At 68.9% G+C, this 26,963-nt stretch carries 24 protein-coding genes, 2 tRNA genes and 2 pseudogenes; 19 read left to right on the top strand and 9 right to left on the bottom strand.

Annotated elements, in window-relative coordinates:
• Positions 1-109 precede the first annotated feature (109 nt).
• Entirely contained in the window at positions 110-1,354 is a 1,245-nt protein-coding gene (locus ABTX60_RS14855; protein WP_352097443.1) for a hypothetical protein, read from the bottom strand.
• A gap of 523 nt (positions 1,355-1,877) precedes the next feature.
• Between ABTX60_RS14855 and ABTX60_RS14850 the strand changes: the two genes are divergently transcribed.
• The 3 genes and pseudogenes from ABTX60_RS14850 to ABTX60_RS14840 all read left to right on the top strand — a co-directional run bounded on the left by ABTX60_RS14850 (position 1,878) and on the right by ABTX60_RS14840 (position 3,631).
• Entirely contained in the window at positions 1,878-2,414 is a 537-nt protein-coding gene (locus ABTX60_RS14850) for a GNAT family N-acetyltransferase (RefSeq protein WP_352097442.1), read from the top strand.
• Between the two features lie 111 nt (positions 2,415-2,525).
• Positions 2,526-2,825 (top strand): annotated as a pseudogene (locus tag ABTX60_RS14845) (tyrosine-type recombinase/integrase); the annotation flags it as partial.
• A 560-nt stretch (positions 2,826-3,385) separates the two neighbouring features.
• Positions 3,386-3,631 carry a hypothetical protein gene (locus ABTX60_RS14840; RefSeq protein ID WP_352097441.1) on the top strand — a complete coding sequence of 82 codons (246 nt, stop codon included), beginning with the start codon at positions 3,386-3,388 and terminating at the stop codon, positions 3,629-3,631.
• A 62-nt stretch (positions 3,632-3,693) separates the two neighbouring features.
• Here ABTX60_RS14840 and ABTX60_RS14835 read toward each other — a convergent pair.
• Positions 3,694-4,574, bottom strand: a protein-coding gene (locus ABTX60_RS14835; protein ID WP_352097440.1) for an IS5 family transposase whose coding sequence is annotated in 2 segments (ribosomal slippage) — positions 3,694-4,214 and positions 4,214-4,574 — 882 coding nt in all. Because the reading frame shifts where the segments join, the coding sequence is not laid out codon by codon here.
• A gap of 57 nt (positions 4,575-4,631) precedes the next feature.
• Here ABTX60_RS14835 and ABTX60_RS14830 point away from each other — a divergent pair.
• A complete protein-coding gene (locus tag ABTX60_RS14830; RefSeq protein ID WP_352097439.1) occupies positions 4,632-4,796 on the top strand; it encodes a hypothetical protein in 165 nt (54 codons plus the stop codon).
• Positions 4,797-5,624: 828 nt separating this feature from the next.
• Here ABTX60_RS14830 and ABTX60_RS14825 read toward each other — a convergent pair.
• Positions 5,625-5,860 (bottom strand): annotated as a pseudogene (locus tag ABTX60_RS14825) (transposase); the annotation flags it as partial.
• A gap of 208 nt (positions 5,861-6,068) precedes the next feature.
• Here ABTX60_RS14825 and ABTX60_RS14820 point away from each other — a divergent pair.
• Positions 6,069-6,689 (top strand): hypothetical protein, encoded by a 621-nt coding sequence (locus ABTX60_RS14820; protein ID WP_352097438.1) that lies wholly within the window; start codon positions 6,069-6,071, stop codon positions 6,687-6,689.
• Between the two features lie 336 nt (positions 6,690-7,025).
• Positions 7,026-7,940, top strand: a complete 915-nt coding sequence (locus ABTX60_RS14815) for a S41 family peptidase (RefSeq protein ID WP_352097437.1) — start codon at positions 7,026-7,028, stop codon at positions 7,938-7,940.
• Positions 7,941-7,952: 12 nt separating this feature from the next.
• On the opposite strand, the gene ABTX60_RS14810 is transcribed toward ABTX60_RS14815, so the two are convergent.
• Positions 7,953-8,815, bottom strand: a protein-coding gene (locus ABTX60_RS14810; protein ID WP_502992320.1) for an IS5 family transposase whose coding sequence is annotated in 2 segments (ribosomal slippage) — positions 7,953-8,434 and positions 8,434-8,815 — 864 coding nt in all. Because the reading frame shifts where the segments join, the coding sequence is not laid out codon by codon here.
• Positions 8,816-8,827: 12 nt separating this feature from the next.
• Positions 8,828-8,992, bottom strand: a complete 165-nt coding sequence (locus ABTX60_RS14805; protein WP_352097435.1) for a hypothetical protein — start codon at positions 8,990-8,992, stop codon at positions 8,828-8,830.
• A 256-nt stretch (positions 8,993-9,248) separates the two neighbouring features.
• Here ABTX60_RS14805 and ABTX60_RS14800 point away from each other — a divergent pair, with 256 nt between their 5' ends.
• A complete protein-coding gene (locus tag ABTX60_RS14800; RefSeq protein ID WP_352097434.1) occupies positions 9,249-9,782 on the top strand; it encodes an NUDIX hydrolase in 534 nt (177 codons plus the stop codon).
• On the opposite strand, the gene ABTX60_RS14795 is transcribed toward ABTX60_RS14800, so the two are convergent.
• Positions 9,760-11,100 carry an NsdA family TPR-like regulatory protein gene (locus ABTX60_RS14795; protein ID WP_352097433.1) on the bottom strand — a complete coding sequence of 447 codons (1,341 nt, stop codon included), beginning with the start codon at positions 11,098-11,100 and terminating at the stop codon, positions 9,760-9,762. The genes ABTX60_RS14800 and ABTX60_RS14795 overlap by 23 nt on opposite strands.
• A 113-nt stretch (positions 11,101-11,213) precedes the next feature.
• Here ABTX60_RS14795 and ABTX60_RS14790 point away from each other — a divergent pair, with 113 nt between their 5' ends.
• The 3 genes from ABTX60_RS14790 to ABTX60_RS14780 all read left to right on the top strand — a co-directional run bounded on the left by ABTX60_RS14790 (position 11,214) and on the right by ABTX60_RS14780 (position 13,017).
• Positions 11,214-11,456, top strand: coding sequence for a hypothetical protein (locus ABTX60_RS14790; protein ID WP_352097432.1), 243 nt, complete (start codon positions 11,214-11,216; stop codon positions 11,454-11,456).
• Between the two features lie 204 nt (positions 11,457-11,660).
• Positions 11,661-12,104 carry a glycine-rich domain-containing protein gene (locus ABTX60_RS14785; protein WP_352097431.1) on the top strand — a complete coding sequence of 148 codons (444 nt, stop codon included), beginning with the start codon at positions 11,661-11,663 and terminating at the stop codon, positions 12,102-12,104.
• Positions 12,105-12,222: 118 nt separating this feature from the next.
• Entirely contained in the window at positions 12,223-13,017 is a 795-nt protein-coding gene (locus tag ABTX60_RS14780; protein WP_502992323.1) for a protein kinase domain-containing protein, read from the top strand.
• 893 nt (positions 13,018-13,910) lie between these two features.
• Here the strand turns inward: ABTX60_RS14780 and ABTX60_RS14775 are convergent.
• Positions 13,911-14,396, bottom strand: coding sequence for a GntR family transcriptional regulator (locus ABTX60_RS14775; RefSeq protein WP_352097429.1), 486 nt, complete (start codon positions 14,394-14,396; stop codon positions 13,911-13,913).
• A gap of 116 nt (positions 14,397-14,512) precedes the next feature.
• Here ABTX60_RS14775 and ABTX60_RS14770 point away from each other — a divergent pair, with 116 nt between their 5' ends.
• From ABTX60_RS14770 to ABTX60_RS14740, 7 genes are all read left to right on the top strand, one after another.
• Complete coding sequence (locus ABTX60_RS14770) at positions 14,513-14,917, top strand: SCO3933 family regulatory protein (RefSeq protein WP_352097428.1); 405 nt, start codon at positions 14,513-14,515, stop codon at positions 14,915-14,917.
• A gap of 83 nt (positions 14,918-15,000) precedes the next feature.
• The gene (locus ABTX60_RS14765; protein ID WP_352097427.1) at positions 15,001-15,126 is read left to right on the top strand and encodes a hypothetical protein; all 126 of its coding nucleotides are present in this window, start codon (positions 15,001-15,003) and stop codon (positions 15,124-15,126) included.
• Positions 15,123-16,544, top strand: coding sequence for a cell division protein FtsK (locus ABTX60_RS14760; protein WP_352097426.1), 1,422 nt, complete (start codon positions 15,123-15,125; stop codon positions 16,542-16,544). The genes ABTX60_RS14765 and ABTX60_RS14760 overlap by 4 nt, the downstream gene beginning before the upstream one ends.
• A 47-nt stretch (positions 16,545-16,591) precedes the next feature.
• Entirely contained in the window at positions 16,592-17,320 is a 729-nt protein-coding gene (locus ABTX60_RS14755; RefSeq protein WP_352097425.1) for a DUF2637 domain-containing protein, read from the top strand.
• Positions 17,321-17,467: 147 nt separating this feature from the next.
• Entirely contained in the window at positions 17,468-18,925 is a 1,458-nt protein-coding gene (locus tag ABTX60_RS14750; RefSeq protein ID WP_352097424.1) for a replication initiator, read from the top strand.
• The gene (locus ABTX60_RS14745) at positions 18,922-19,104 is read left to right on the top strand and encodes a helix-turn-helix domain-containing protein (protein WP_093781320.1); all 183 of its coding nucleotides are present in this window, start codon (positions 18,922-18,924) and stop codon (positions 19,102-19,104) included. The genes ABTX60_RS14750 and ABTX60_RS14745 overlap by 4 nt, the downstream gene beginning before the upstream one ends.
• Complete coding sequence (locus tag ABTX60_RS14740) at positions 19,104-20,387, top strand: site-specific integrase (RefSeq protein WP_352097423.1); 1,284 nt, start codon at positions 19,104-19,106, stop codon at positions 20,385-20,387. Before ABTX60_RS14745 ends, ABTX60_RS14740 begins: the two co-directional genes overlap by 1 nt.
• A 91-nt stretch (positions 20,388-20,478) precedes the next feature.
• Here the strand turns inward: ABTX60_RS14740 and ABTX60_RS14735 are convergent.
• Positions 20,479-20,551, bottom strand: a tRNA-Arg gene (locus ABTX60_RS14735).
• A gap of 195 nt (positions 20,552-20,746) precedes the next feature.
• A tRNA-Ser gene (locus tag ABTX60_RS14730) sits at positions 20,747-20,837 on the bottom strand.
• Between the two features lie 184 nt (positions 20,838-21,021).
• Here ABTX60_RS14730 and ABTX60_RS14725 point away from each other — a divergent pair.
• Positions 21,022-21,540, top strand: a complete 519-nt coding sequence (locus ABTX60_RS14725; RefSeq protein ID WP_352097422.1) for an SSI family serine proteinase inhibitor — start codon at positions 21,022-21,024, stop codon at positions 21,538-21,540.
• Positions 21,541-22,015: 475 nt separating this feature from the next.
• Positions 22,016-26,926, top strand: coding sequence for a PAS domain-containing protein (locus ABTX60_RS14720; protein WP_352097421.1), 4,911 nt, complete (start codon positions 22,016-22,018; stop codon positions 26,924-26,926).
• Positions 26,927-26,963: the final 37 nt, after the last annotated feature.

The raw sequence follows: 26,963 nt of genomic DNA, 5'->3' as shown, positions 1-26,963 counted from the left end.
AAGTCCAGCGTCCCCTTCCCCGACGCGCCCCGCCACGGCAAACGTCGCCGCCGCTGTCACGGCGTACCGTTCGGCATCCAAGGCCGGCGGATGTCACAAGCGTCGGCCTTCACCGCCACTCCAGGACGTCTCCCGAGCTCAGCGCCCTGTCCGCGCCCCGTGCAGCGATCTTCTTCGGAGTTGCGCCGGAAGCGATGGCCGAAGTGAAGAACTCGGTCCGGGTGCCCTGGAGCGAAGCGAAGATCATCTGCTTTCCGTCCGGCGAAATGGCCCGCACCGTGTTCTTCCGATCCGTCGCGGGGATGATCGGATCACCCAGGGCACCCTTCGGGGAATCCGCCTTGCCGTCGAGCCGAGAAGTGTCCAGCGTCCAGAAGGAGTTCTTCCGCTTCGGGTCTTCGGCCTTGCCGAGTCGGGCGCCGCACAGCACGGTCTGGTCGTCGACCCAGCCGTAGGGGTAGCAGTCGGCGTCGTAGGGAATGCCGGTTGCCTTCACACCGCCGGCTTTCAACAGCGCACCGCGCTGTGGCACGTCGGCCACGTTGAAGCCCCGCCAGGTGATGAAGGCCGTCGCCTTGCGCCCGTCGGGACTGATCCGGACTTCCTTGCCGAAGAGCCCGCGCACCGGGTCGCCCGCGAGCGCAAGGCCGGCCCCGTCCATGTAACTGCCATCACCGCCCCCCTGCTCGGTCGCTGCGTGATCACCCGCCACGGAACGGCTGGCGATCCGCACATGATCCGAGGAGTCGGTCTCGGTGAACCAGACGGCACTGCCGTTCTGGGCGAAGACGGCGTTCTCCTCTTTGGGCGTGTCCCCGAAGTCCTCGCTCGGTGCACCCGACAGCTTGGTCAGCTTGCCGCTGGTGTCGACGTAGCCCACCCCTGTCGCCTCCGTCTCCCGATCGATGAGAACGACGGCCATCCGGGAGAAGTCCTTGTCGAAGAGTTGCCGCAGCCGGGTGGACGCGACGGCGCGCGGCCCGTCCTCGGACGTGCTGACACCAGGGAAGTTGTCAGCACACAGCTCCACGAGCGGGGAGGCGACATCGTCGGCCTCCGCGACCACGGCCTCGGCCGGGACGGTGAAGGTCCGGGAGACGGCCCGTTCCCACGTTGCCGGATCCCAGCCCGTGACCGTCACACTGGCCGGCTTGCTCGCGGGCACGGAACACCAGGCGGTGACGATCACCCCCCTGTCCGGGAAAGCCCCGCTCCCCTGGTCCGCGCTCTTGCTCCCGCCCTGCTGTCCGGCAGTCGCCTTGGTGTCCTTGGCGCCGGGGTCGGAGGCGTCATGGCCCCCGCCACACCCCGCGACGAGCGGAAGCAGCACCGTGGCGACAGCCAACGCAGCCATGCCCCCGTCCCGACGGCGGCCTCCGCGGCCCTCTGTTCTGCTCACGACCGTGTCCCCCTCGCGATGTCCTGCTCAGCAGCGGCCACGTGATCGTAATCCGACTGGCGCGACTGGCCGCGGAGTTACTGGTCGGGGAGCCGTTGGACGTGGAGTGCCCGGTCGTCGCGACGGCGCGACGCAACGGTGTCGGGCGTCTCCGTGATCGTTCGAGCTTCGTGTGGCAGGACACTCCGCTTGATCGTCAGGCGTCGCAGGTATGCGTTGATGTCAGCGGTTGACAGTGCTCAACCGGCCAGGTCCGGTTGCTGCGGTTGCTGTACTTCGCTGCTGTACAGCACCAGCTTGGAAGATCGCGTATGCGGGATGCTGGCTGAGCTGCCGAGACTGACCTGCGGCTTCGGGGCGAGCTGGCCGCTGCTCCCCGTCGTTCGCTCCTCGACCGGGCACGCAGGGGGCACACCGCCCTCCCGCCATAGAGATGGAGTCGGGGGCGGGGAACTCCACCTCAAGGTAAGTGCGTCAGATGATCGTGACGACTTCCCATACCTTGCTGCGAACTGCGAGCCTTGACGACCTGGACCCGATCGTTGACCTGCATACTCAAGCGCGAACAGCGTATTACCAGGCAGGAGGATTATCAGAGGCGGAGCTCACCTCTCCTGAGGCGCGCTCTGTTCGACGAGAAATGTGGATGCGTGCTGTGCAGGACGACACCCGGACAGTTCTGTGCGCCGTGAGCGATAGTGAGATCGTGGGCATCTTGGCGATGGGCCCTCCGCTGGAGGCTGACTTGGATGCCTCGGTTGTCGGCCAGCTGCACCAGATCCACGTCCGCCCCGGGCGTTGGGGCGAGGGGATCGGTAGCCAGTTGCATGCCGCCTTTGTGCAGCTCCTTCGCGATGCTTCTCTGACGGCTGGGGTGCTGGAAGCATGGGAGCGCAACAGTCGAGCCCAGGCCTTCTACGCCCGGCATGGATGGAAACCCGATGGGCAGCGTCGGCCCGGTCCCGGTCACGCGAATTATCTCCGTATGCAGCTGGTCTTGGGGCCTGCGACCTGAGCGCCTGTGCGCCGCCACGCGGTCGGCGGAGCGGCTTTGGGCTGGAGCTGCCATGGGGCGAGTGATCATGGCCCCGTAAGCTTCCGGCGAGTCGGGCAGTCTGTGGACCTGCAGGGCAGCCATGATCTGATCTTCACCACGAAGTACGGCACGCCCATCGAGCCGGGCAACATGACCCGCATGTTCGCCCTCCGGGCTCGTCGCGCCGGGCTCCGGATCATCCCGCTCCGGAACACCCGGCACACGTGCAGCTCGCTCCTGGTCGCGCTGAAGGTGCACCCGAAGGTGGCCCAGCGCATCCTCCGGCACTCGCAGATCGCCATGACGATGGAGGTCTACGCCGAAGCGAGCGAGGAGGAAGTGCGCGCCGCGATCGGCCAGCTGTCGGACGCGATGGGCGGTACCGGCTGACACGGTTGCTGTACTTCGCTGCTGTACGCCTCTGAAACGCAAGAGGCCCCGGATCTCTCCGGGGCCTCTCACCTGTGTGCACTCGGCAGGATTCGAACCTGCAACCTTCTGATCCGTAGGCTCGGGCAGGGCATCGTGCCCGCTGCCGCCAGCCTCAGATCCCGATCGCCCAGGTTGGCGATCGTATGCGAGCGTGTGCCGTCGTTGCCGTCAGAGCTGCCGTCAAATTGAAGCGTCGTGCCATCGCCGAGTGTCCGCCCCCGTCTCGGTCCCAGCAAAGCCACTCGACCATCCGCCGTCGGCGCTCGATCCCTGGGGCCGTCGAACTCGCGCGGCGTGCCCTTAGCGACGCCCGCCGGGTCGAGGACGTACCGCAGCCGTGCGGCGGCCAACTGGTCGTCGAAGGCGGAGACGGGGCACCACCGATCGTGCGCTGCACGAGTCAGGGCTACGCGCACGGGACAGAAGCTGCGCCCGAAGTCCCCTGAGGTCGTGGCACTCCACGAGCACATCAAGGGCTAGGCAGTGTCCGGCGGATCATGAGGTCGTAGGGTCTGACCGTGATTAACCTCCAGGTCCGAGGCGAGAACGGCACGATCGAGGCCCGCGCGAAGCACGGTGTGGTCTGGGGTCCTGAGCTGGCTGGTCTTGATCAGTCAGTGTTTCCGATGCTGGGACACCTGCTGCCGTACGCGGACACCGTTTTCAACCACCGGCAGGTGTCGACCCTGTTGGAGGAGGTACCGCGGCTGCCTGCAGGCGTGCTGACTGATGAGTTCGCACGCGAGTTGGTCGAGCTGGGTTAGGTAGTTCTTGACGGACAGGGCCTGTACTTGTGGTTCCTCGGGGACTGAGGCTGCAGGCCGGGTCAGCCCCGGAGCCATAGCCGGACAGCCGCGGTGGTGACGGTGCCGTGGAAGACGTAGGCCCTCTTGTCGTAGCGGGTGGCGACGGCCCGGGAGTTCTTGAGTCGGTTGATCGTCCGTTCGACTTCGTTGCGGCGTTTGTAGATTTCGCTGTCGAAGCCGGTGGGCCGGCCGCCTCCACTGCCGCGGCGTTTGCGGTTGGCCCGTTGGTCCTTCGGTTCGGGAATGGTGTGCTTGATCTGGCGTCTTCGCAGGTAGCGCCGGTTCCGACGTGAGCTGTATGCCTTGTCGCCGCCCAAGTGGTCCGGCCGGGTGCGGGGGTGACCGCCCTGGGGGCGGGGCACGCGGATCCGTTCGAGGACCTCGATCATCTGCGGTGCGTCGCCCCACTGGCCGGGCGTGACCAGGAAGGCCATTGGCCGGCAGCCACCTTCACCCGCGAGGTGAATCTTGCAGGTCAGGCCGCCCCCGGACCGTCCGAGTCCTTCGTCGGGGCGGTGGTGCCGAGGCGTCGTCCTTTTTTCGGGATACGTGGCTTCTTCTTGCGAGCGCCGGCCGCGTGCTGATGGGCACGGCAGGACGTCGAGTCGACGCTGACCATGCTCCAGTCGATCCGGCCCGCGAGGTCGGCGTCGGCCTGGACGGCACACAGGATCCGGTCCCACGTGCCGTCCGCCGACCAACGTCGGTGCCGTTCGTAAACGGTCTTCCAGCTGCCGAAACGCTCGGGAAGGTCCCGCCACGGTATGCCTGTCCGGACCCGGAACAAGATCCCGTTGATCACTCTGCGGTGGTCGTTCCACCGTCCCCCACGCAGCCCCGACGCCGGCAAGTGCGGCTCCAGCCGGACCCACTCGGCATTCGTCAGATCACCCCGCCCCATGCCAGACACAACGAGTCAGCAATCTGACAGTCACATGATCCGCCGGACGGAACCTAGATGTTCATCAAGGTCTACCGTGTTCTGAACTACGTCGACGAGTTCATCAACTGCAAGGTGAACGAGATGCCGGAGATGGGATACGCCGTCGACGACGAGGTCGACGAAGTGCTGCCCGAGATCGTCCCGTTCACCGAGCAGGGCATGTGCGTCGAGACCTCGTGAAGTTCGACTCCTTCCACAACGACCTGCAGCTCGCCTCAGCTCTACGTTTCACGTGAACTTGCGTGCGAGCGCGGGGGCGTTGATCAACATGGCCGGGGTTCGCACAGTCTCGTACACGGCGCAGCGGCTCGACTTGCTGCACCGTGCTGCCACTCAGAGTCAGCGCACGGTCAAGCTACCCGGGCTGGAACTCAACTGCGGTGCGACAGCCGACCGTTTGCCTTGACCTCGAGAAGCACCTGGTGTCAGTGCCGTGCGTCAGAATAGGGCGCGCGGTCACAGCCGTCGCCGGAAACGGCGGCGGCCCCCTGGGTGAGAGCAGGAGGCCGCCAACAGAGTGAGGAAGATCAACCCACAAGGAGGTCGAAATTCCCAGCAACCGGAAGTGTAGGCGCTGCCAGTGTCAGCGGCCTACACCCAAGATCGCCCGCGCAGCGCGTGCACGCCGTCGGATAGCCACCAGCCGTGCGGCAGCCGGCACGGCCCGTATGCACCGCCGGGTGAACAGGGCCCTCGCGGAATGCGGGGCGCGACACCACTCCCGGCGCCTCCTCAGCACCGCTGAGGACGAGCTGGTCCGCATCGGCGTGAAGGCGAGCCTCAGTGGGGTCGGAGCGCTCGCGCTCTACTGGTGGCATCACCACAGCTGAGCCCCACTTCGGTGTCGCGCTCTCAGCGGGCGCGGCACCAATCAGCCCATCACCCGATGCAAAGCACGTCAATGCCGTCCAAGTAGGCCGCGAACGTAATCCACGAGCGCGATCCGAGCAGCATGGCTGCGTCCGAGCTGCCGGTAGCCGGCCACTCCTACCGACGGACTAAGAGGTCCTAACAAAGGTGTCGGACTTGTCTGTAGGTGATGAGGCAGGTGGCGAGGCCGAGGAAGGCTTCATGGATGTCGTCCCGTCGCTCCCATCGGATGCGCAGGCGACGGAAGCCGTGCAGCCAGGCGATCGTCCTTTCAACGACGAGCGGAAGATACCCAGGCCGGCGCTGTGTTCCTGTCCTCGTTCGGCGATGAGCGTCTCACCCGGCGCGAGACGCACCTTCCTGCGATGCCTCTCGAGCTGGACGACCTCGTCGCCCGGGAGTGCCTCGGTTTTGCCGAACGCGGCGAGGTCGACGGGGTTGTCCTGCTTACAGCGGTGCCCTGCTAGCTCTGGGAACGCTCAAGCTCCTTGCCGTCTCCCGCCCGCCGCCCTCACTATGGATTCTGCAGTGATCATGGTGCGGACGCCGGGCGCCCGGCGCACGGGGGACGGGAGCCGGCGTATGCGCGGCACAGCACGGAGGATCAGCGGAGCTGCTCTGGCCACGGTGGTTCTGTCAGCAGGGCTGGCGGCCTGTACGGACGGCGAGGGCGAGAGCGCCCGCTCGTGCACGGGCGGGACGTACGCTTGGTCGGATGTGCGGCGGTCGGAGGAGCTGACCGAACTCGCGGACCCCATCAGGCTGGAGAAGAGAACGGCGTCCTATTCGGCCCGCCTCAAACCGGTCGGCGACACCGGCGTAAGGCCCACGGTGAATGGAACGCCGCAAGGGCTGCGGGCTGCCGACGTGATCAAAGCTTTTGGGAAGTACCTGCGGGTGGGGGAACCGCTCGCTGGCCCGAGCGAGCGCGACGTGCCCGAGGAGGGTCTGGGACACGTCTTCGAGGCGGCGACTGGGGATCTCAAGGGTGCGTACTACGCGTGGGCCTATCGCAAGTCCGTCGAGGCCGACTTCGCTTACACGTGCGGCTCGAACGCGTCGGTGAAGGGTCATGTCCGGACCTGGGAGGAGACTGGCACAGGCTTCTTGCCCTGTTCCTCCGGCCCATCCGAGTTCATGACCGGTCGCCAAGCCGCCCGTGAGAGCTGTCCCGAGGGATCGGAAGCGGCCAAGGCCTCCTGACCGGCGCCCCACACCCCACCTGAGTCACCTCCGCCGCAGCGTCCGTGCTTCGCCACATCAGTCGTTAAAGAGACTGCAACCGGCAACGCTCGGGTGCTGGGGGTGCATGCTGTCAAGACCTCTGGTCAGTCCAGCTTGTGCCTCGGCAGTCGCTGTTCTCAGTAGCAGGGAAAGCGATGCACAGAGTTAGGGTCACGAGACGATCACTGGTTTGGCTGACTGGGCGGGCACATGGTTCGGGGGCGTTTGCCGCGTTTGATGGCTGCTGGGTTGGTGTGTGTTCTCGCTGTTGGGGCCGGGTGCTCGGGAGGGGAGGCGTCGCCACCTGGCCCGGCAATGTCTGACAAGGCCCGGTCCTACCTGTCCACCGCGTTGGACCTCATGGAGGACAAGGCACTTCGCCGCGACGATGTCGACTGGGATGAGGTACGGAGAACAGCCTTCACCGAAGCCGGCAACGCGCAGCGTCCTAGCGATACCTATCGAGCCATAGAGGCGGCTCTGGGCAGTTTGGGAGACGGGCACAGTGGCTTCTTCGACCCGAAGAGGGCAGAGGAGTCGCACGGGGACGAGCAGGTCCGCAGCCCTGTGGAAGGGCGGGCGTTAGCCGGCCGCGTGGGGTATCTGTCGCTCCCCGGCGTCCTGGGATCTGAAAAGGTCTATCAGCAGTACGTGCGGGAGGGGCGAAATGCCGTGGCGAAGGCTAATCGTCCGACCGCCTGCGGCTGGGTGATCGACCTCCGCCGCAACCGCGGTGGCAACATGTGGCCGATGCTTGCCGTCGTGGGACCGATCCTCGGTGACGGTGATGTCGGATCATTCGTCGATGCGGACGGCAAGAAGACGGTGTGGTCCATTGAGAAGGGCAGCCCTCGTCTGGACGGTGATTCCACCGGTTGGGGAACAAGTCCTCCCGTAGGCGGCGGATCGGCCCCTGTTGCGGTGCTCACCAGCCGTTCCACTGCCAGTTCCGGGGAGGCGGTGACCGTGGCCTTCCGCGGGCGCCCGGACACGCGCTCCTTCGGCGAGGACACCACAGGCGTCCCCACCGGCAACGCACAGCATCGACTGTCCGACGGGGCGGTCCTCAACCTGACAGAGGTGAAGGACGCCGACCGCACGGGGCGCGCATACGACAGCCCCATACCGCCTGACCAGCCAGTCGTCGACAACCTCGGGCGCGGAGGAAGCAAAGATCCCGTCCTGGACGCGGCAACGCAATGGTTGTCCGAGCAGCCCGGCTGCGCGTAGGCGGTCTCGTGATCAGCTGGCCCGGCGACGACTTGAGGTTTTAACAAGGCGTCGGACTTGTCTGTGGGTGATGAGGCAGGTGGCGAGGCCGAGGAAGGCTTCATGGATGTCGTCCCGTCGCTCCCATCGGATGCGCAGGCGACGGAAGCCGTGCAGCCAGGCGATCGTCCTTTCAACGACATAGCGGAAGATACCCAGGCGGGAGCCGTGTTCCTGTCCTCGTTCGGCGATGACCGGGCGGATGCCGCGCTGCCGCAGTAGGCGCCGGTACTTGTCGTGGTCATAGCCGCGGTCGGCCAGGAGCGCGTCGGGCCTGCGCCGTGGCCGGCCGACGAGTCCGGCCACGGCCGGAACCTTGTCCAACAGGGGCAGCAACTGCGTGACGTCGTTGCGGTTTCCGCCGGTCAGCGACACCGCGAGCGGGATGCCCTGGCCGTCGGTGAGGACGTGGTGCTTGCTGCCCGGCCGTGCACGGTCGACCGGGCTGGGCCCGCTTTTGGGCCACGCCGAGCTGCCCGCACGTGGGAGGAGTCGATCACCGCCCGCGACCAGTCGAGCTTCTTCGCGGCCCGCAGCTTCTTCAGCAGCACCAGGTGCAGTTTGTCCCAGACGCCGGCCTCGTTCCATGCGGCCAGGCGCCGCCAACACGTCATCCCCGAACCGACGCCCAGTTCCTGCGGTAGGTACTCCCACTGGATGCCGGTATGCAGCACGAACAGGATCCCGCACAGCGCCTGCCGGTCCGGGACTCGTGGTCGCCCTTCCACCAGCTTCGGACTCGGCTCGGGCAGGAACGGCGCGATGAGCGACCACAGTTCATGCGACACGATCCACGGCCGCGACTGACGCTTCCCCACGAACAGACCAACGACCATCCAAGCCGGAAGTCACATGCTCTGCTCAACGGCTTCTGTAAAATATTCAGGAAGGGCGGAATCTTGCGTCAGAAGATTGACGAGGCCGCGAAAGCCTTCGGCGACGCACGGACGAAGGGCCTCCAGGATGACGCGAAAAAGCTGAGCCGGCACACCCTCCGGGCGCTCTCCTGACACCGCACACAGGCTGAACGGCACGGCGTGGTGCACACCGCCGCCGACAGGCCATCGGTGCCTGCACCTTCCCAAGCTGAGGTCTCGGTAAATCCCCCGCCGCCGCTCGTAGATCGTCCGCCTGCCGATCAGTTCTGACCGGGACCGGGACCGGGTCCTGGGCGGCACATCTCGTCAAGGTGACGCGAAAAGAGGAGAACATGCATCTGGCTCCGGATCGGTCTGAGATCCTGGAGACCGATCGAGAGGGGCCGCAGGTATGGAGTGGAAGACCCACGGTGAGCGACAGGTCTATACCAACCCTTGGGTGAATCTATGTCTGGTCGACGTCCAACAGCCGGACGGCCGTAGGTGGGAGTACCACGTCGTCCGCCTCCGGCACCTTGCCGTTGCCGCAGTAGTCAATGACCGCAAAGAGGTCCTGATGATGTGGCGGCACCGATTCATCACAGATTCGTGGGCTTGGGAACTGCCCATGGGCCTGGTCGAGGACAGCGAGACCCCGGAAGAAGCTGCTGCCCGCGAAGTCCTGGAAGAGACCGGCTGGCGCCCCGGCCCCATCAAACCCCTGATCTACGCCGAGCCGGCGAACGGGATCACCGACTCGCAGCACCACGTCTTCCGCATCGACGGCGCCACCTACGCTGGTCCGCCCACGGAGAAGAACGAGTCCGACCGCATCGAGTGGATCCCTCTCTCGGAGGTGCGCGGGATGATAGACCGCCGTGAGGTCGTGAGCAGCGGATCGCTCGTCGGCCTGCTCTATCTGCTCATGGACGAAGCGATCCGCTGACCGGCGGGAGGAGTTCCCGTAGCCGCGCCTCGAAGGCAAGGGCTACGGGCTCCTGCCTGTGTGGGGCCAACTGGTCGTAGAACTCCCTGAGATGCCCTGACACTCGCTCAGAGGCCACCGCCAAGGCAGGTTCCAGAGCCTGCGTGGCGGTGTGGCACGCCTGGTCAAGCTTGCCCTGCTCCAGCTGCGTTCGGGCCAGCCAGAACGAGTGGAACGCGTGGCCTCGCTGGTTGGTGTGGTGCTCCCGCCGCAGGGCATCGGCGATCAAGGGTTCAGCGGTTGCCGCTTCGCCCAGACGGCCATGGGCGATGCCCGTGTCCACGAGGAGCTTCGGCTCGTCGAAGTAGGTCACCCATGAGGGGTCCGGATCGCTCGCCCCGATCTGCTCGAATTGGCTGTGTGCTTCCCCGATCGCCCGGTGCGTGTCATCACGATTACCGAGGGTGGCGTGGGCGAATGCTTCCCGCATGGCCAGCATCGACATAACGCGCGGCGTGCTGCCGAGTGCTGACCGGGCCTGATCCTGGGCAGCGGTCACAAGTGCCAACGAGTCCGCGGGCTTGTCCTGGTAGGTCGCCTGCAAGCTCATGCAGGCGAGGACGTTGGCCATGAACTGCCGGTCGTCGATCTCCTTCGCCAATTGCAGGGCCTCCGTGAAGTAGGCGCGGGCCTGGTTGTACTGGCGGGCGTCGAAGTAGGTCCAGCCCGTGAGGCGTGCCAGCTCGGCGGCGATGCCGTACAGACCTTTCTGGATGGACGGTGGTCGGCTCTCCTTCAAGAGCCCAACGACATGACGGAGCTGGCCGACAATGGCGGGCCGCAGTGCCTCGCCGCCGTGCTGGTCGTCTCGTCGCCAGTAGTCCTCGATAGAAGAGCGGAAGGCCTCAAGCGTGGCCTTGTTCAGACTGGTTCGCGTGGCCAAGGCCAAGATGCCGTCCACATCGGGACCTGGCAGAGACGCGGGGGCAGGCTGCTCCGGCTCCGGTACCTGGGGTGTCTCGCGCTCGTCGACCACTAGGGCCTGAGGCGTCTCCCACCCTCGGCGGGCAAGCCCGAGCATGTCCCCTGGGATGCGCAAACCGTCTGAGATGCGCTCGATGACATCCATGTGCAGCAAGTGCCTGCGACCTGCGATGACTTCGCCCACGCGGCTCGGCGTCAGGTCACAACGCCGGGCGATCATCGACGGGTAGATCCCCGCCCTGACCTTCACCAGCCGGAAGACTCTGGCGAAGTCCCGGACCCGACACGCATCGATCATCTCGGGATCGGTGAGCAGTCTGGCCGGCAGTTCCTGCGGCCGGTCCGGGTCGGGCATCGGCAAGCTCCCAAACTGCGAGGGCTACGCAACGTCGCTGGTTCTCTACTTCCGGCGATGTTACCCAAGTTGGGTAATCAGCCTGACCTTTTAGCGGCGGCCCTCCGATCGCGATGCTCCCTTGCATGGCGAGCAACCAGCAGACCAGACCAGGCATCGGTGAACTGGCGAAGGACACCGCCAGGGGACGTATCGGCATCGTCATGGGTGAGCTCGGCGGCCGAGTGCAGATACGGCCCATCGGCGGCGGCCGAGAGTGGGATGCCATGCCGGACAAGGTGGTGCAGCCGAGCGCTCGGGAGGAACTGAGCGCCCGCCTGTCCATCAAGAACGGCAACAGCAGGGACGGCTTGTGATGCGCGTCATCGGCCGATACGCGGGAGTCCTCTTCATCGTCATGATCAGCGGGTCATGCGGCCTGGTGATCGGCATGGCTCTCGCTGTCGGCCAGTAGACCGGCCGCCCCGGACGGGGGCTCATTCCCGGTTCCCCCACCCCCGGGCGGGGCGGCCTCCCCAACCCGTAAGTGCCACGCTCCACAATCCAGAAGGAGTACTCGCATGACGGCAACGGCGAACGACCAGAGGACCGGCCGCGCGGTGTCTGGCGAGGAACTGTTCCAGAGCCTCGCCCACTTCGTGGTCGTCCACAACGGGCAGTCACCCGAGCGTGCCGAGCGGATCGCGGACCAGGCGGTCGCCTTCGTGGTCACCGCAGCCACCGCGCTCGTCCCCATGGTTCCGTCGGATGACGTGGACCTGGGACTGCACGCGCTCATCCTGCACACGAAGGAGTACGCCGAGCTGTGTGAGCGGTACGCGGGCCGCTTCCTGCACCACAACCCGAAGCCCGGTGGCGGGGCCCGCGACCCGAAGCAGGTCGCCGCTTCGGCACGCGCCATGAAGACGGCGGGCTTCATGGTCTTCGATGACCTGTGGACCGTGGACGGCACGAACCTTGCCCAGTGCGACTCCGACTGCGGCCGCCCGTACGGCCAGGCGTAGCACAAGACACCAGCGGCGCGGCCGGCCTCGACTCGTGGTCGGCCGCGTTCGCCCGGAAGGAGAAGAGACGTTGCCCGGCTCACCCTCTGAACTGCCGATCGTGGTGCTCGACGCCTTGATGCCCACGTCTCAGCGCCTGGTCCTGAACCGCCGGGGCTCCATGGTCTGGGAGGTGCAGAGTCATCGAGGTCACTACGCCGTCAAGGTCGGCTATCCGATCGAGGCTACGGCCGACTGGCCCGCCCAGCCCTGGACCGCCCTCGCGCCCGCCCGAGAGGGAGCCGTGCTGCATCGGCTCGGATGCGACGACTTCGCGTACGGAGAATGGGAGCGCGGGACGTGGAACTTCCAGCCGTGGCATGAAGGGCCGGACCTGCACCAGCTGTGGGAACCCTGCCGTAGGCAAGACCCATCCATCGCACCGGATGCCCGTGTGGCGCTGGGTTGTGTCGAGGTCCTGGCCGAACTGCACGCCAAGGGCTGGGCTCACGGCGACGTACAGCCCGCCCACTTCATCGTCGGGTCGGAGCGGACGCATCTCATCGATCTGGCTCTAGCCCGAGGTGGGCAAGTCCCCGAGGGGTACGACTTCCCGTTCCGCGGCTGCCTCGTCCACTACGAGGCACCGGAGATCGCGCGCAGCGTGCTCGCCACGGGGGAAGCCGAGCCCACGCCGGAAGCCGACGTCTACGCCCTCGGCGCCTCGCTGCTCATCTCGGCCACTGGTTGGCGGGCTATCGAGTACCCGGACGACGCTCCACGCCCCGTCCAGAGAAAGGCCGTGGCCGAGGGCAGACGTCGCCCCGTCAAGGCTTCCGGCGAGCTGGGGGAGTTGATCGAGGCGATGCTCAGCCATGCTCCCGAAGACCGGCCGACCATCTACGAGGTGGGTAAGGCCCTGAGCCGCCTCTAGAGCCGGTGCGCCCGGCGGCGCTCGCACAACGAAGACCAACAACGAAAGACCGGACCACCCCTCAGCCTGGACAGCATTCCGGGTGGTCCGGTCGCGGAAGCCCTGATCAGGACCCCGGTGCCGATGGTAGCCGGGGCAGTTGGCGTGCTCGGATGCGGGTGCGGGCCCTCGGCTTCATGTTGTCCAACGAGGAAGGGGCTTGACCTGAGCCACCGAAAGTCAGCCATGACGGCGGGCGAGACGAACGAGCACCCGCCACGTGTGCTTCCAGCAACCACTTACCGGCCTCAGCCACGCTTCTTCCAAACGTCATGGCCGAGTCCTCGAACTTGTATGAGCGTTGCCGGCGTGCCCTGCGACTCCACCGGCCGTGCGGATCGGAACTGTGGGCGGTCTGGTGGCGCGGTCACGCCTGGCTCGTCCTGGCCTGGTCCTGGTGCTCGGTGGTGGACGTGTTGCTCGCTGGTCTGGTTGTCCGCCCTGGCGGTTGTGCGCGCTGAGCGGCGGGGGGCCGCCGGAGCGGTGGCGGAGACAAGGAGCGGCGGCGGCCACGGGCCGCCAGCGCGCGCGGCCCGCCGTAGGCGGGCCGCCTTGATCCAGTAAAGAAACTCTGAACAGCTCCGCAGGGCAGGGCGATGGCGGATCAGCGAAGGAGCCGCTCACCGTCGTGGAGGCGCTCAGCGGCTGGGAGGAAGCGCGGCAGCGCGAAACGCATCGACGGCACGGGCGGCAAGCGGGAGACATGGCCGAGCACATAGCGGACTACGAGATGGGGTTGACCAGCATTCACGTCGAAGACGCGGATCAAGTGGCCGCGCTGATCCAAGAGATGCGGGCCATGGTCGGTCGCCTCAGCAAGGAGACCAGAGCACTGCGTGAGGAAGTAGCTCAGCTCAGGACTGCGACTTCGATTGCTGAGACTTCAGCTCCTCGACCTCACGCCGCAGTTCCTGATGATCAGCGCTGAGGGAACGGAGCTCGTCACGTAGAGCAGTGAGCATCTCAGTGAGGGTGGCCCCGGTGACTTCGGAACCGTCGGGGCTTCCCTCCATCTGCTCAGTCTGAGGGGACGTCTTGTCCCTGTTGGCGAGGTACCAGGCTGGCGGGGTGTAGCCCGCCGAGAACTCGCCGGCGGCGTCATGGTCAGCTACGAAGCTGCCTCGCCCGTGGATCGTGTAGATCAAGCCTTCGTCGCGCAGCACGTTGAGCGCGCCCCTCGCGGTCATGTTGGCCACGCCGAAGCGTTCCTGTAGCTCGCGAATGGATGGCATCTGCTCGCCCGGCTTGATCCGTCCCTGCAAGATGTCGCGCCGAAGCTCGTCGGCAGCGTGCTGATACGGCGGCCGACGGTCTTGCTTGCTCTCTGGCGCGGGGCTCATGGCCCAAGAGTAGCGATCCTTAGCACCCCTAGCACACCCCACTGACATAGGTGGCCTACGTCAGTTGACGCCTAGCTCACCACACACACTTGACAGTGCTAGGTCAGCTATATTCAATGGTGATCACGCCCCGCCGCCTGGCGGAGCGCAACCGAAAGGAAGCAACTCCCATGGCACGCATCCGTGTTGGCCTGCTCCCCACCTCGTCATTCATGGTCGGAACCCTGCCGGTGCCGAAGTACGCGGACCAGGAGAAGACACAGTTCGCCACCGACCGCGAGACCGGCGCCAAGCTCTATACGATCACCCTCTTTTTCATGGAGGAGGGCCGCGCCGAGGCTCTGAAGATCACCGTTCCGGAGACCGGTCTCCCTGACGGTCTCAAGCCCGGTGTCCCGGTCATGCCGGTGGAACTGTTCGCCACCCCGTGGGCGCGAATTTTCAACGGCTCGCTCTCGGACGGCATCGCCTACCGCGCGGACCGGCTGGACCTGATGGCCCCGGCTGCTGAAGCGGCGTGAACGGCACGGCTCCCCGGTCCGGCGCTGAGCGCAACTACCCGTTGCCTCACGCCGGGCCGGATGCCCGGTTCACCGAATCCCTCGTGACCTCGGTGGCGGGCGTGCTCGTCGGCTACGGCTATCCCTGCCTCGACGCCTCGACCGACCGGGCGGCCCTCGAATCGGCCCTCGCGGCCTTCCTCTACAACCCTCTGGAGCGCAGCAAATGAACGGTCCGAACGGCCCGGCAGAAGGGGCCTTCCCTTACGGCTCCCTGGTGGTCGACATGGCGCTGGTGCTCCTCGTCGGTTGGGCGGTGTGGTGGATAGTCCGCTACCTGCGCGCCGACGCCATGACGCGGCAGTCCATCCGGCAAGCCGTTCGGGTGCGGTGGGGCTGGAAGCGGCTCGCTCCGATGCTCAAGCTGGCGGCCACGGACAAGACTCCGACCGCGCTCGCGTCGCTGGCGAACACCGACGGCAAGCCGATCAAGCCTCGCGTCCTCATCCCGGCTCTCAAGGTCACTCACGACGCATACGGCGTGATCGCGCGGGCGAGTTGCCTGCCCGGCGTGGGCCTGACGCAGTTCCAGAAGGCGGCCCCGCATCTGGCCGACGCCTGGAGGTGCACACGGGTCGCGATCACGCAGGACAAGCCCGGACAGGTCGTCATCCGGGGCGTGCGGCTCGATCCGCTCAAGCTCCCCACTGAGCACCGGCCCACGGGGGACGTGCCGGACGAGACGGCCCAGTGGGACTTGGGCTTGGACGAGTACGCACAGCCGGTCTCGGTAGACCTCACACAGGTGCCCGGAGTGACCGTGGCCGGCCTCCCAGGCTTCGGCAAGACGAGCTTGATCAACCGGCTTCTCTCGGACTGGGCACCTTCCCCTTGCGTGCAGTTCGCCTGCGCTGACGGCAAGGTGTCCGCCGCGCACGAAGGTGACTATGCCGATTGGGTGCAGCGCATGTTCGCCTTCGTCGGGGACGACCTGGAAGAGGCCAACAAGCTGTTCCGGGACCTGGTGGAACTGCGGCGCCTGCGGTCGGCCTCGGTACGCAAGGCGCTCGGCGTGAAGTCCATGTGGGATGAGGGCCCGTCGGAGCACTGGCCACTGGTCGTGCTGGTTATCGACGAAGCACACACGTACTTCCGCGACCACAAGGGCAGCGACCCGAAGACCAAGAAGCTCGCCGCTCTCGCGGCGGAGAACGCCCGGCTCGTCGAGGACCTGGTGAAGAAGGGCCGTTCGGTGGGGATGCTCGTCATCCTCGCCACTCAGAAGTCCACCGGCGATGCGATCCCGACCTTCATCCGTGACGTGTGCCCCGTGGGCTTGAGCTTCGCCCAGAAGACCGCTGAGGCCGCTGTCGCCGCTCTGGGCGAGGAGATCCGCGAGTGGCCCGATGCCAACCCGGTCAACCTCCAGGACCCGACCTATGTCGGCGTCGCCTCGATGAACCACCAGTCGCAGCCCGGCTTCACCCGTATCCGCACCCCGTACGTCTCCGACGCCGACGCAGCCCGCATCGCCGACAGCACCGCTCACCTGACCGCAGACCCCTCCGCGCTCCTGGAAGCCTTCTTGGGCCCGCGTATGTGGGACAAGAACGTCGACCTGGAGAAACCCGCCATCGACGCCGCTTGAACCCTGATCTCCGCCCCGTGACACAGCACCGAAGGGAGGTGAATTCCTTGACAGAGGACCGGATCACTCAGCGCACCATCACCGCCGTGATGATCGTCATCGCCGTGCTGGCGTTCGTCTTCTCCTTCGGCAACGTCTGGTCTCTCGCCCTCCGCCTGGGCGTCCCCTCACCGATCGCACCGCTCATCGCCCCGATGGTGGATCTCTCCGTGGTCGGCCTGCTGGTCGCCCTGCGCTACCTCTCCTTGCGCGGACTGCCCGCCGAACAGATGACGGCCGCCACCCGGCTGATGCACTTCTCCGGGCTGCTGACGCTGGCCCTCAACGTCGCCGAACCCATCGCCGCCGGGCACTACGGCCGGGCAGCCGTGGACGCCGTGGCTCCCCTGCTCCTGCTCGGCTGGGGCGCGGTCGGCCCGCAACTCCTGCGCGCCTTCCACACCGTCACCCGCCCCGCCGACCTGGCCCCCGAGGCAGAAGAGACCGAACCGGCGCCCGAAACGGCCCTGCCCTATGCCCCCGCTGCCGCACCGCTCACCGCTCCGGCCCCGCCTGTCGCGCCGGACCCAGTCCCGACCCCGGCCCCGGTAGCTCCGCGCGTCACCCCGGCTCCCACCCCGCCCGCGCTCAAGGTGCCTGAGCCGCTGCTGACCGAAGCACGCTCCATCGCCGCGTCCCATCACGCCGAACACGGAACAGCGATTACTCCGGCCCAGCTGAAGACGCGACTCGGCATCGGCCTGCCCATGGCCACCGCCCTCCACGCCGCCCTGTAGGGCCGCACCCTCCGCCGGCCTTTCCGGCACCTCCCACCCTCGCCCGCCCCTGGGCCCGACCCGTCATGCCTGCGGGCAGCCGCCCGAGCGCTGATCGCTGCTGCCCGCAGGTCCCACCTTCCCGCCAGAAAGGATCCCCGCCCCCTTATGCACCGCCCCCTCGACCTGCGGCACGTCGTCAGCCCCGGCCTGCGGGACCTGATCGAGCTGGCCAACACCCACAACCTCGACCGCGTCACCGAACAGGTTCGCGACCTGCGCGGCTGCACCAGCCCCGTCAACCTCCACGGCTGGACGGTCACCACCGACTCGACGACCAAGGAAGTAGTCCGCTCCTACCGCTCCGAAGACGAGCCTTCCGGGCGCCTCCTGACCACCTGCGGCAACCGCCGCGCTTCCCGCTGCCCCGCCTGCTCCCGCGTCTACGCCGCCGACACCTACCACCTGATCAAGGCCGGACTGTCCGGCGGCAAGAACGTCGCCGAAACCGTCCGCGACCACCCCCGCGCCTTCGTCACCCTCACCGCCCCGTCCTTCGGCCCCGTCCACAACCGCAAGACCGACAGCGCGGGCAACACCCGCCCCTGCGGCTGCGGTGCCCACCATGCCGAGGACGACCCGGCATTGGGCACCCCGCTCGACCCAGCCACCTACGACTACTCCGGCGCCGTGCTCTGGAACGCCCACGCCGGGCAGCTGTGGGCACGCTTCACCACCTACCTGCGCCGTGCCCTGGCCGAACACCTCGGCATGACGCAGAAGGCGCTGAACGCCGCTCTCCGCGTCTCCTTCGCCAAGGTCGCCGAGTATCAGAAGCGGGGCCTGGTCCACTTCCACGCCGTGATCCGCTTCGACGGACCCGACGGCCACACCACACCGCCCCCGTCCTGGGCCACCTTCGACGCCCTCCAGGTCGCGGTGGGTCTGGCGGTCGAGCGGGCCCGGCTCACCGTCGAGTCCGACGCCATCGGCGAGCGCGTGATCAAGTGGGGCGACCGGTTCAAGGTCGACCAGATCTCCGCCCTGGGCGACGGCGAACTCACCGACGCCAAAGTCGCCGGATACGTTGCCAAGTACGCCACCAAGAACGCCGAAGGTGCGGGCACCGTAGACCGCACCCTCATGTGCCGTCCCTGCCAGGGACGCGGCTACGTACGAGGTCCCGACTACTTCCGCGACCTGTGCGACGACTGCGGAGGCACCGGGCAGGCCGAACCCATCAAGGCCCTGCCGGTGCAACGGCACGTACGGCAGATGATCCGCACCGCCTGGGGCCTCGGGAACCTGCCGGAGTTCGCCGAACTCAAGCTCTGGAAGTGGGCCCACATGCTCGGCTTCCGCGGCCACTTCTCCAGCAAGTCCCGCGCCTACTCCACCACCCTCGGCGCGCTCCGCGACGTACGCCGCGCCTGGCGCCTCGCCCAAGCCGAAGCCGCACGGGCTCGCGCCGGCCTTCCCACCGACGAGACCAGCCTCGTCACCGCCTCCTCGTGGACCTACCTCAGCAGTGGCTACCGCCCTGGCGAGGAACTACTCGCCGCCCAAGTCCGCCACGACGTAGCCCACACCCAACGCCTGAAGCAGGAAGGACTGCTGCCCGTATGACGACGGCCGTACTCACCGTGGACCAGGTCGCCGAGCGTCTCGGCATCAGCCGCTGGAAGGTCCACGACCTGATCCGCTCCCGCGAACTCGCCTCTTTCAAGATCGGTCGCTGCCGCCGCATCAGCGAAGCCGCCGTGGACGCCTACGTCTCCCTCCGCACCGAACAGGAAGCCGCCTGATGGCCAAGCCGAAGAAGAACGCCAACAACGAGGGCACTATCTACCAGCGGAAAGACGGCCGGTGGGAGGGCAGTGCGTACGTGCTCACGACGGACGGCACGTACAAGCGGCGCAGTGTGTACGGCAAGACCTGGGACGACGCCCACGAGAAGCTCACCAAGCTCAAGGCGGACTCCCTCAACGGCCTCCCGGTCGCCACCAACAAGATGACCATCGCCGAGTACCTGACGTACTGGCTGACGAACGTCGCCCAGGGCAAGGTCCGCCGGACGACCTACGTCAACTACGAGTCCCTCGTCCGCAACTACGTGACCCCGGACTTCGGCCGGAAGAAGCTGGTCCGACTCACTGCCCGCGACATCCGCGCCTTCCTCGCGAAGACGGCGGTCACCTGCCAGTGCTGCGCCCAGGGGAAGGACAGGAAGCGGCCTGAGCACAAGCGGCGCTGCTGCGCCCTCGGCAAGTGCTGCAAGAAGCTCCCCTCTGACCGGACGGTGCGCTTCCTCCTGGTGATCATGCGTGCTGCTCTCCAGCACGCCGTTCGTGAGGACGAGCTGCCCCGCAACGTGGCCCGGAATGTAGAGCTGAGCATGGGAACGAAGCGAGAGATCGAACCGCTCACGGCGAAGGAGGGGCGTCAGCTCCTGGCGGCTGCCCGTGACAACCGCCTCTGGGCCGCATATGAGCTGGCGGTCCGCATCGGCCTGCGGCGAGGCGAGCTGCTGGGGCTGCGTTGGTCGGACGTGGATCTCCACGAGGGTGTCCTCACCGTCAGGCAGGCCTTACAGCGGGTCGGTGGCGAACTGCTGATCGTCGCGCCGAAGACGCAGCGATCCGCCCGACGTGTGGCCTTGCCGTCCGAGTGCGTGACAGCGCTCCGCGCTCAGCGCGCCCAGCAGATCGCCGACCGGAAGGCGGCTGGTGCCAACTGGAAGGGGACGGCCCACGGCCTCGTCTTCACCACGAAGAACGGGACCCCCATAGAGCCGCGCAACCTGAACCGCTCCTTCGAGGTGCTGTGCGTCCGAGCCGGCGTCCGTCGGGTCCGCTTCCACGACCTGCGCCACACTTGCGCCTCACTTCTCCATGAACAGGGCGCCGACGCCCGCATGATCATGGAAGTCCTCGGCCACAGCTCCATCCGCGTGACCATGGACATCTACACCTTCGTACGGCTCGACTCCCAGCGGTCCGCCTTCGACCGCGTCGGGGACGCACTGAGGGGTGACGGCAACGAGTCGGATGATGACGACGGCGCGGCCGGTGTCCCGGTAGCCATCTGATCGACTCGCAGAAACGGTTGCCGTCAAACACTGCCGTCAAGGCAAAAGCCAGAGGCCCTGTGGATTGATCCACAGGGCCTCTGACGTGCTGTGCACTCGGCAGGATTCGAACCTGCAACCTTCTGATCCGTAGTCAGATGCTCTATCCGTTAAGCTACGAGTGCTTGTTCTGTTTTTTCGCCGCTCTCGGGCCTTCCGGCTCGCTCGCGGCGACAGGAAGAACATTACATGACTGCCGCCGCCATGTGAAATCCGTTAGCCGCACCCCTTGTGAGCTGCGAAAACGGCACTTCAGGCCCACTTCCGAGGGCAACGACAGCGAAGCCCCGGTCGGGTGACCGGGGCTTCGTGATCGAGTGCGGAGGCGGAGGGATTTGAACCCTCGATGGGCTTTAAGACCCAAACCGCATTAGCAGTGCGGCGCCATAGACCGGACTAGGCGACGCCTCCAGCATCACTCCCGCGCGAGCGCGAGCGGTGCGTGCCGATGATGACACAGTCGAGCGTGCTGTCACCAATCGACCCCCACGGTACTAGGCGAGGCGGGCGCGGGGCAAAGACCTTGTCAGGCCCGTGCGGGCCCCGCTCGGGCGTCCGCGCGCAACATCCGGGGCCGCGTCGCGTTAGGCAGGGCATGTTGCGTGCCACTCCCCGGGCCACCGCCCGCCCCGCCCTGCGGCGCCTCCTCGTCGGCGCCGCCGCCTCCGTCGCCGTCGCCGGATCGCTGACCGCGGCACCGCCGGCCGCGTATGCCCAGGCCGACGGGACCGGACTGCTGTCCCCGGTCAGGCCCGGCGAGGGCCGGGACCGCGATCACCTCACCGTCACCGTGCGGAACGCCGGCGGCGGGGCCGACGGAACGTTCGAGCTGTACTGCGGCCCCGACGGCGGCAGTCACCCCGACCCGGGCGGCGCCTGTGCCGCCCTGCAGCGGGACACACGGTGGGGGAAGGACGCCTTCGCGTCCGCACCGGAGGGCGGCTTCTGCACCATGCAGTACGGCGGCCCGGCCACCGCGCGCGTCACCGGCACCTGGGCCGGCCGGCCCGTCGACGCCACCTACGACCGCCGCGACGGCTGTCAGATCTCCCGGTGGGACCGGCTCGTGCCGCTGCTGCCGGACATGGGAGGCGCCCGGGGCGCCAAGGCCTGAGCCACCCGTGCGCCCGTCGGTCCGTTCGCATGTAAGTCCATCCCGTCCGTCCGCTCGGCACACCACTGCACCCACGGCGGTCCGTGCGCGGCGGCCGGGGGTGGAGCCTCCGGGGGGGCAGGCACTGGGGCGACGGGTCGGCGAGGGGGCGAACCCCGGAGCGGCGGCCGGCGCCCCGCGCCGCGCACCCCATTTGCGCCACTCTCCGCCCCCATCACGCCAGCCCGGCCAAAAGGTACAGAAAAGCCGTCGTCGTAAAGGTCCCGCGAAGGTCCCGCGACGTCGTCGCAGGAGGGCGGGCGTTTGACGGTTACCCGGTCGTCGGTTCGGGGTCACTTCCTCGTGCGACCTCCCTCTCATCCGGCGTCGCGAGCGCAACCGCAACCCTTAGACTCCCTCGCGTGACACGCCGCGGGACGGTTGGCAAGATGGCCCGAGCGGTCGGCAAGGTGCGGTAACAGGGAGGAAGCGTCTCGTGAGCAGCAGGCCATCCCGAGGCGCTGCTCGCCTCGCAGCCATACTGGACGCCCTCCCTGACGCGTTGGTGCTGGTCAACGCCAACGGCACGGTCGTCAACGCCAACACCATCGCCCTGGAGGCCTTCGAGACCCCGGGCACCGCTCTGGTGGGGCGCGGGCTGCTCGATCTGCTGCCGCAGTTCGACTCCAAGCTCATCCCCGGCTCCATGCGCCGGCCCGAACACCTCGATCCCCATGCCCGGACCAAGCCGACCCGGATGATCGCGCGCAGGACCGACGGGACCGAGTTCCCCGTCGAGGTCACCAGTGCGAATCTCGAGAACGGGCAGCAGGCCTACGACGGGTACGGCTACACCGGCGACGAGCTGCTCATGCTCGTCGTGCGGGACCTGTCCGGGACCGTGGACACCGAGGCCGAGCTCGCCCGGTCCCAGCGGCAGACCGAGATGATCCTGCGGGCCGCGTCCGAGGGCGTCGTCGGCACCGACACCGACGGGCGGATCGTGCTCGTCAACCCGGCCGCCGCCCAGATCCTGGGCTTCCGGGCCAGCGACCTCGGCGGGCGCGAACTGCACGACCTCGTGCTGCACTCGCGAGCCGACGGCTCGCCCTTCCCCTACGAGGACTCGCCGCTCGCCGACACGCTGCGCTCCGGGCGCAAGCACCGGGTGCGCGGGCAGGTGCTGTACGCCAAGGACGGCGGCAAGGTGCCGGTCGACCTGACGACCGCGCCCGTGCGCGACGGCGACCAGCTCGTCGGCGCCGTGATGACCTTCACCGACCGGCGGCCCTACGACGCCGTCGTCGAGGAGAAGGAGGCGGCGGAGAAGCGCCATGCCGAGGAACTGGAGCGGATCGCCGAGGAGCACGCCTCCGAGCTCACCGCGCTGCGCCAGCGGCACGTCACCGAGCTGGAGGAGCTGACCGAGCGGCACGCCGAGGAACTCGCCGCCGGCGAGGACCGCTACGCGGCGCTCGGGGAGCGTGAGAAGGACCGGTTCGAGGCGCTCGCCGCCCGGCACGAGCAGTTGCTGACCCTGCTCGGCCGGTCGCTGCGCGGACCCCTGGAGGAGCTGCGCCGCGAGCTGGCCGCGCTCGCCGCCGACGACGCCGGGCAGCTGTGGCCCGAGGCCAACCAGGTGCTGCACCATCTGTCGGCCGGCTATGCGCGCATCACGACACTGATCGACAACGTCCTCGGGTACCAGCGGCTGGACGCGGGCAGCGAGGACATCGCCCGTACGAAGGTGATGCTGGACGCCGTCGTCGCCGCCGGGGTCGACGGGGCCGTCGAGCTCATCGGGCCCGGGCGGGTGCAGTTCGCCGTGCACGCGCCGCCCATCGAGGCCGAGGTCGACCCCCGGTTGCTCGCGACCGCCCTCGCGCATCTCGTCGCGGACGTGGCGGGGGTCGACGCGACCGGCAACACGCCCGTGTCGGCGGGCGGTTACCTGGACAACACCGTCGTCGTGGCGGCGGCGCAGCGCGGCGAGGTCGTCCGCATCGAGGTGCGCGGGCCGTACGCCGGTGGCGACACCGTGCACGAGCCCATCGTGCGCGGGATCGTCCGGGCCCACGGTGGTGTGCTGCAGACGCATGACGTGCCGGGGATGAGCGGGAGCGCGTACGTCCTCGAGGTGCCGATCGGGGGCGGGGCCGGAGCCGTTGCCGCCCAGCCGGTGGACGAGTCCGCCGCGCTCGCCCTCGTCGATCCCGCTGCCGTCGATGCCGCCGCCGTCGACCCCGCTGTCCTCGATGCCGCTGAGCAGAGTGCCGCCGGGGGGCGGCGCCGGGCGCGGCGGGGGACCACCGATGCCTTCCTGGACGGAGACGTTCCGGGTGGCGACAGCGAGGGGACCGGTGATTCCGGAGCCGACGGGGCCGTGCCCACCGGGCGGCGCAGGCGGCGGGCCGTCGGGGAGCCGGCCGCTCTTCCGGCGCAGGCCTCCGGTGAGGACGCCGCGGCGGGCGACGCGTCCGGCGGAACGGGGCGTCGGCGGCGCGCGGCCGAGGAAGCCGCCGCGGCTGCCGTCGGCAGTGCGGTTCAGGGCATCGCCGAGGGGGCCGTGGTGACGGCCGCCGAGCACGCGGCGGGGACCGCCGCCTCGAACACGGGCCTGGGCGGAACCGTGCCGCCGCAAGGTGTGCCCGCGCCGTCCGGGCGGCGGGCCCGGCGGGAGCCCGGTGAGCAGCCGGCGCTGCCGCCCGCGCTGCCCGCGGCGTCGTCCGGCGGTGAAGCCGCCGGTTCCGCCGAGGCGGCTCAGGGCGAGGGCCGGCAGCCGACGGGGCGCCGACGGCGTGCGCTGGCCGCGGCCAACGAGCGGGCGGCCGCGGCGCAGGAGGCGGCCGGGCCGCGTCCGGTGTTCGCGCTGCCGCCGGCCGGGTCCGATCAGACGCCGCCCCCCGCCGAGCAGGAGGCCCCGGCCCAGAGCGACCAGGGGCAGCAGGTCACCGTCGGCCCCGTCGGAACGCCGGGTGCCGCAGCGAATACGGTTCCGGGTGCGGCCCCGGGTGTGGTGCCCGCCCAGGGACAGGTGCAGGTACCGGCGCAGGGGCAGCCGCAGCAGGCCGTGGCGGGTAGCGGGGCGGCCGGTGCCGGTGACGGAGTGGCCGATGAGGGGCGCCACGATGCCGTTCCGCACGACCAGTCCGCCGATCACACGCCGCCGCAGCCGCATCCGACCAGTGCGCCGACCGGCCGCCGGCGCCGGGCCGTCGCCGCGCCGCAGCCGGTCGAAGAGGCCGGAGCGCCGGTGCCGGGGGCTGCCGGCCAGGTGGGACCGGTACCGGCGGGTTCCGCGCCTACGGGCCCCGTGCCTGCGGGTGCCGCGCCTTCGGGTCCCGTGCCTGCGGGTGCCGCGGCGGCGGGACCCGTGTCTCCGGGTTCCATGCCTGCCGCTTCCGTACCGACGGGGCCCGTGCCTGCCGGAGCCGCGCAGGGCGTTCCCGCGCAGCAGGACGTCACCGGCCAGATCCCGGTGGGGCAGGCCGCGCCCGGGCAGGCCGGTGTCGCCGGCGTCCCCGTCGCGCCGGGTGCGGCCGTGCCGCCGCAGGGCGTGCCGGTTCCCGCGCAGGGCAACACCGTTCATCCGCAGGGGAACGTCGTATCGCCGCAGGGCGTGTCCGTACCCGCTCAGGGTGGGCTCGGGCAGAGTGTGCAGGCGGCCCTCCCGGGGCAGGTCCTGCAGCCTCAGGCCCCGGCCCAGCCCCTGCCGCAGCAGGGCATCGCCGCTCCGGGTCAGCAGCCCGCCGCCGGCCGGCCGCTCCCCGCGGAGGCCGCTCCCGGGCAGGGCGTCCCGCCCCAGGGCGCGCCCGCTCAGGCAACTCCGCCTCCAAGGGCTCCGGCACAGGGAGTTCCGCCGCAGGGGGCTCCGGCGCAGGGTGTTCCGGCTCCGGGCACGAACGTCCACGGCACGAACGCCCACGGCGCGGACGCCCACGGCACCCCTCAGCACGACGGCACCCCGGCCGCCCAGCCCTGGCCCGCCGCCGACGACCCGTCGGGGGCAGGGGTCGCGCACCCGGCGCCCGCGAGCGGCACGCCGCCCCGGGCCGCGCAGCAGCACACCCCCGCGCCGGGCACGCCGCTGCCGCCGGAGGGCGCGCCGCGGGCGGCTCAGCCGTTGCCCGCGGAGTCGGCGGCACCCGTCGATCCGAACTCCACGCAGGGACGTGCGATCAGCGTGCGGACGCTCGGCCAGGGCGTGCCGTTCACCCGGCAGGCGGCCCAGGTCCAGCAGCCGTCGGCCGTATCCGTCCCGCAGTCGGCGACGCCTCCCCCGCACCAGCCGGGCGGATCGGGCCGGCGCCGCAAGCTCGGCACGCCGCCCGACCCGGCGGCGCGCGCGGACCAGGCGGTCCGCCCGGAGCAGGGGCAGCCGCGTCCGGTGGGCCAGGGGCCCCGTCCGGAGCAGGCGGCGCGGCCGCATCCGGCGCCCGAGCACACGCCGCCGCCGGTCGCCGCTCAGGTCCCCGCCCCGGCCACCGCACCCGTCCCGGCTCAGCCGTCCCTCGCCGGTCAGTCGCGCCTCGCGCAGATGACCGAGGGCGGCGGACGGTCGTACGCCATAGGCGCACCGGACGAGAACGCCGCCGAGGGGCCCGAGCCGCTGGACGGGCCCGGCGGGGCGGTCGAGGTGGCCGATCCGCCGCGGCCGCAGCCGATGGACGACGAGTTGCCGCCCGAGCCGCTGGACAACCCGCGGCGGCTGCTGGTGTGGCCCGCGCCGGACGTCAGCACCCAGCAGGCGCTGAGCGACCGCGGCTACCGGCCGGTGATCGTGAACTCGCGCGAGGAGGTCGACGCGCAGATCGCGGCGTTCCCGGCCGCGCTGTTCGTCGACCCGTTGACCGGGCCGATCACGCGTACGGCACTGCAGTCGCTGCGGCAGGCCGCCGTGGCCGCCGAGGTGCCGGTACTGGTCACGGCCGGGCTCGGGCAGGCCTCGCGGGACGCGGCGTACGGCGCCGATCCGGCCGTGCTGCTGAAGGCGCTCGCGCCGCGCGACACCGAGCAGCACCCGCCGCGGGTCCTGCTGATCGAGGAGCACGCGGAGATCGCGCTGGCGCTGACGGCGACCCTGGAGCGGCGCGGGATGCAGGTCGCGCGGGCCGCGAGTGACGCGGACGCGGTGACGCTGGCGGGACAGTTCCGGCCGAACCTGGTCGTGATGGACCTCCTGCAGGTGCAGCGACGGCAGGAGGGCTCCGCCGGGATCGTCGACTGGCTGCGGGCGAACGGGCAGCTCAACCGCACCCCGCTCGTCGTCTACACGGCCGCCGTCGACCAGGCCGACCTGCCGCGGCTGGCGTCCGGGGAGACGGTGCTGTTCCTCGCGGAGCGGTCCACCAGCAACGAGGTGCAGTCCCGGATCGTCGATCTGCTCAGCCGGATCGGGACCAACTAGCAAGTCTGGGCCGTGTCCGCACGGTCCCGCCTGTCCC

This window comes from Streptomyces sp. NPDC126510 (assembly GCF_040302345.1).
In the GTDB taxonomy this organism is placed as follows: domain Bacteria; phylum Actinomycetota; class Actinomycetes; order Streptomycetales; family Streptomycetaceae; genus Streptomyces.
Note: the sequence above shows the minus strand (reverse complement) of the source record. Positions and strands in the feature narration are given on the sequence as shown.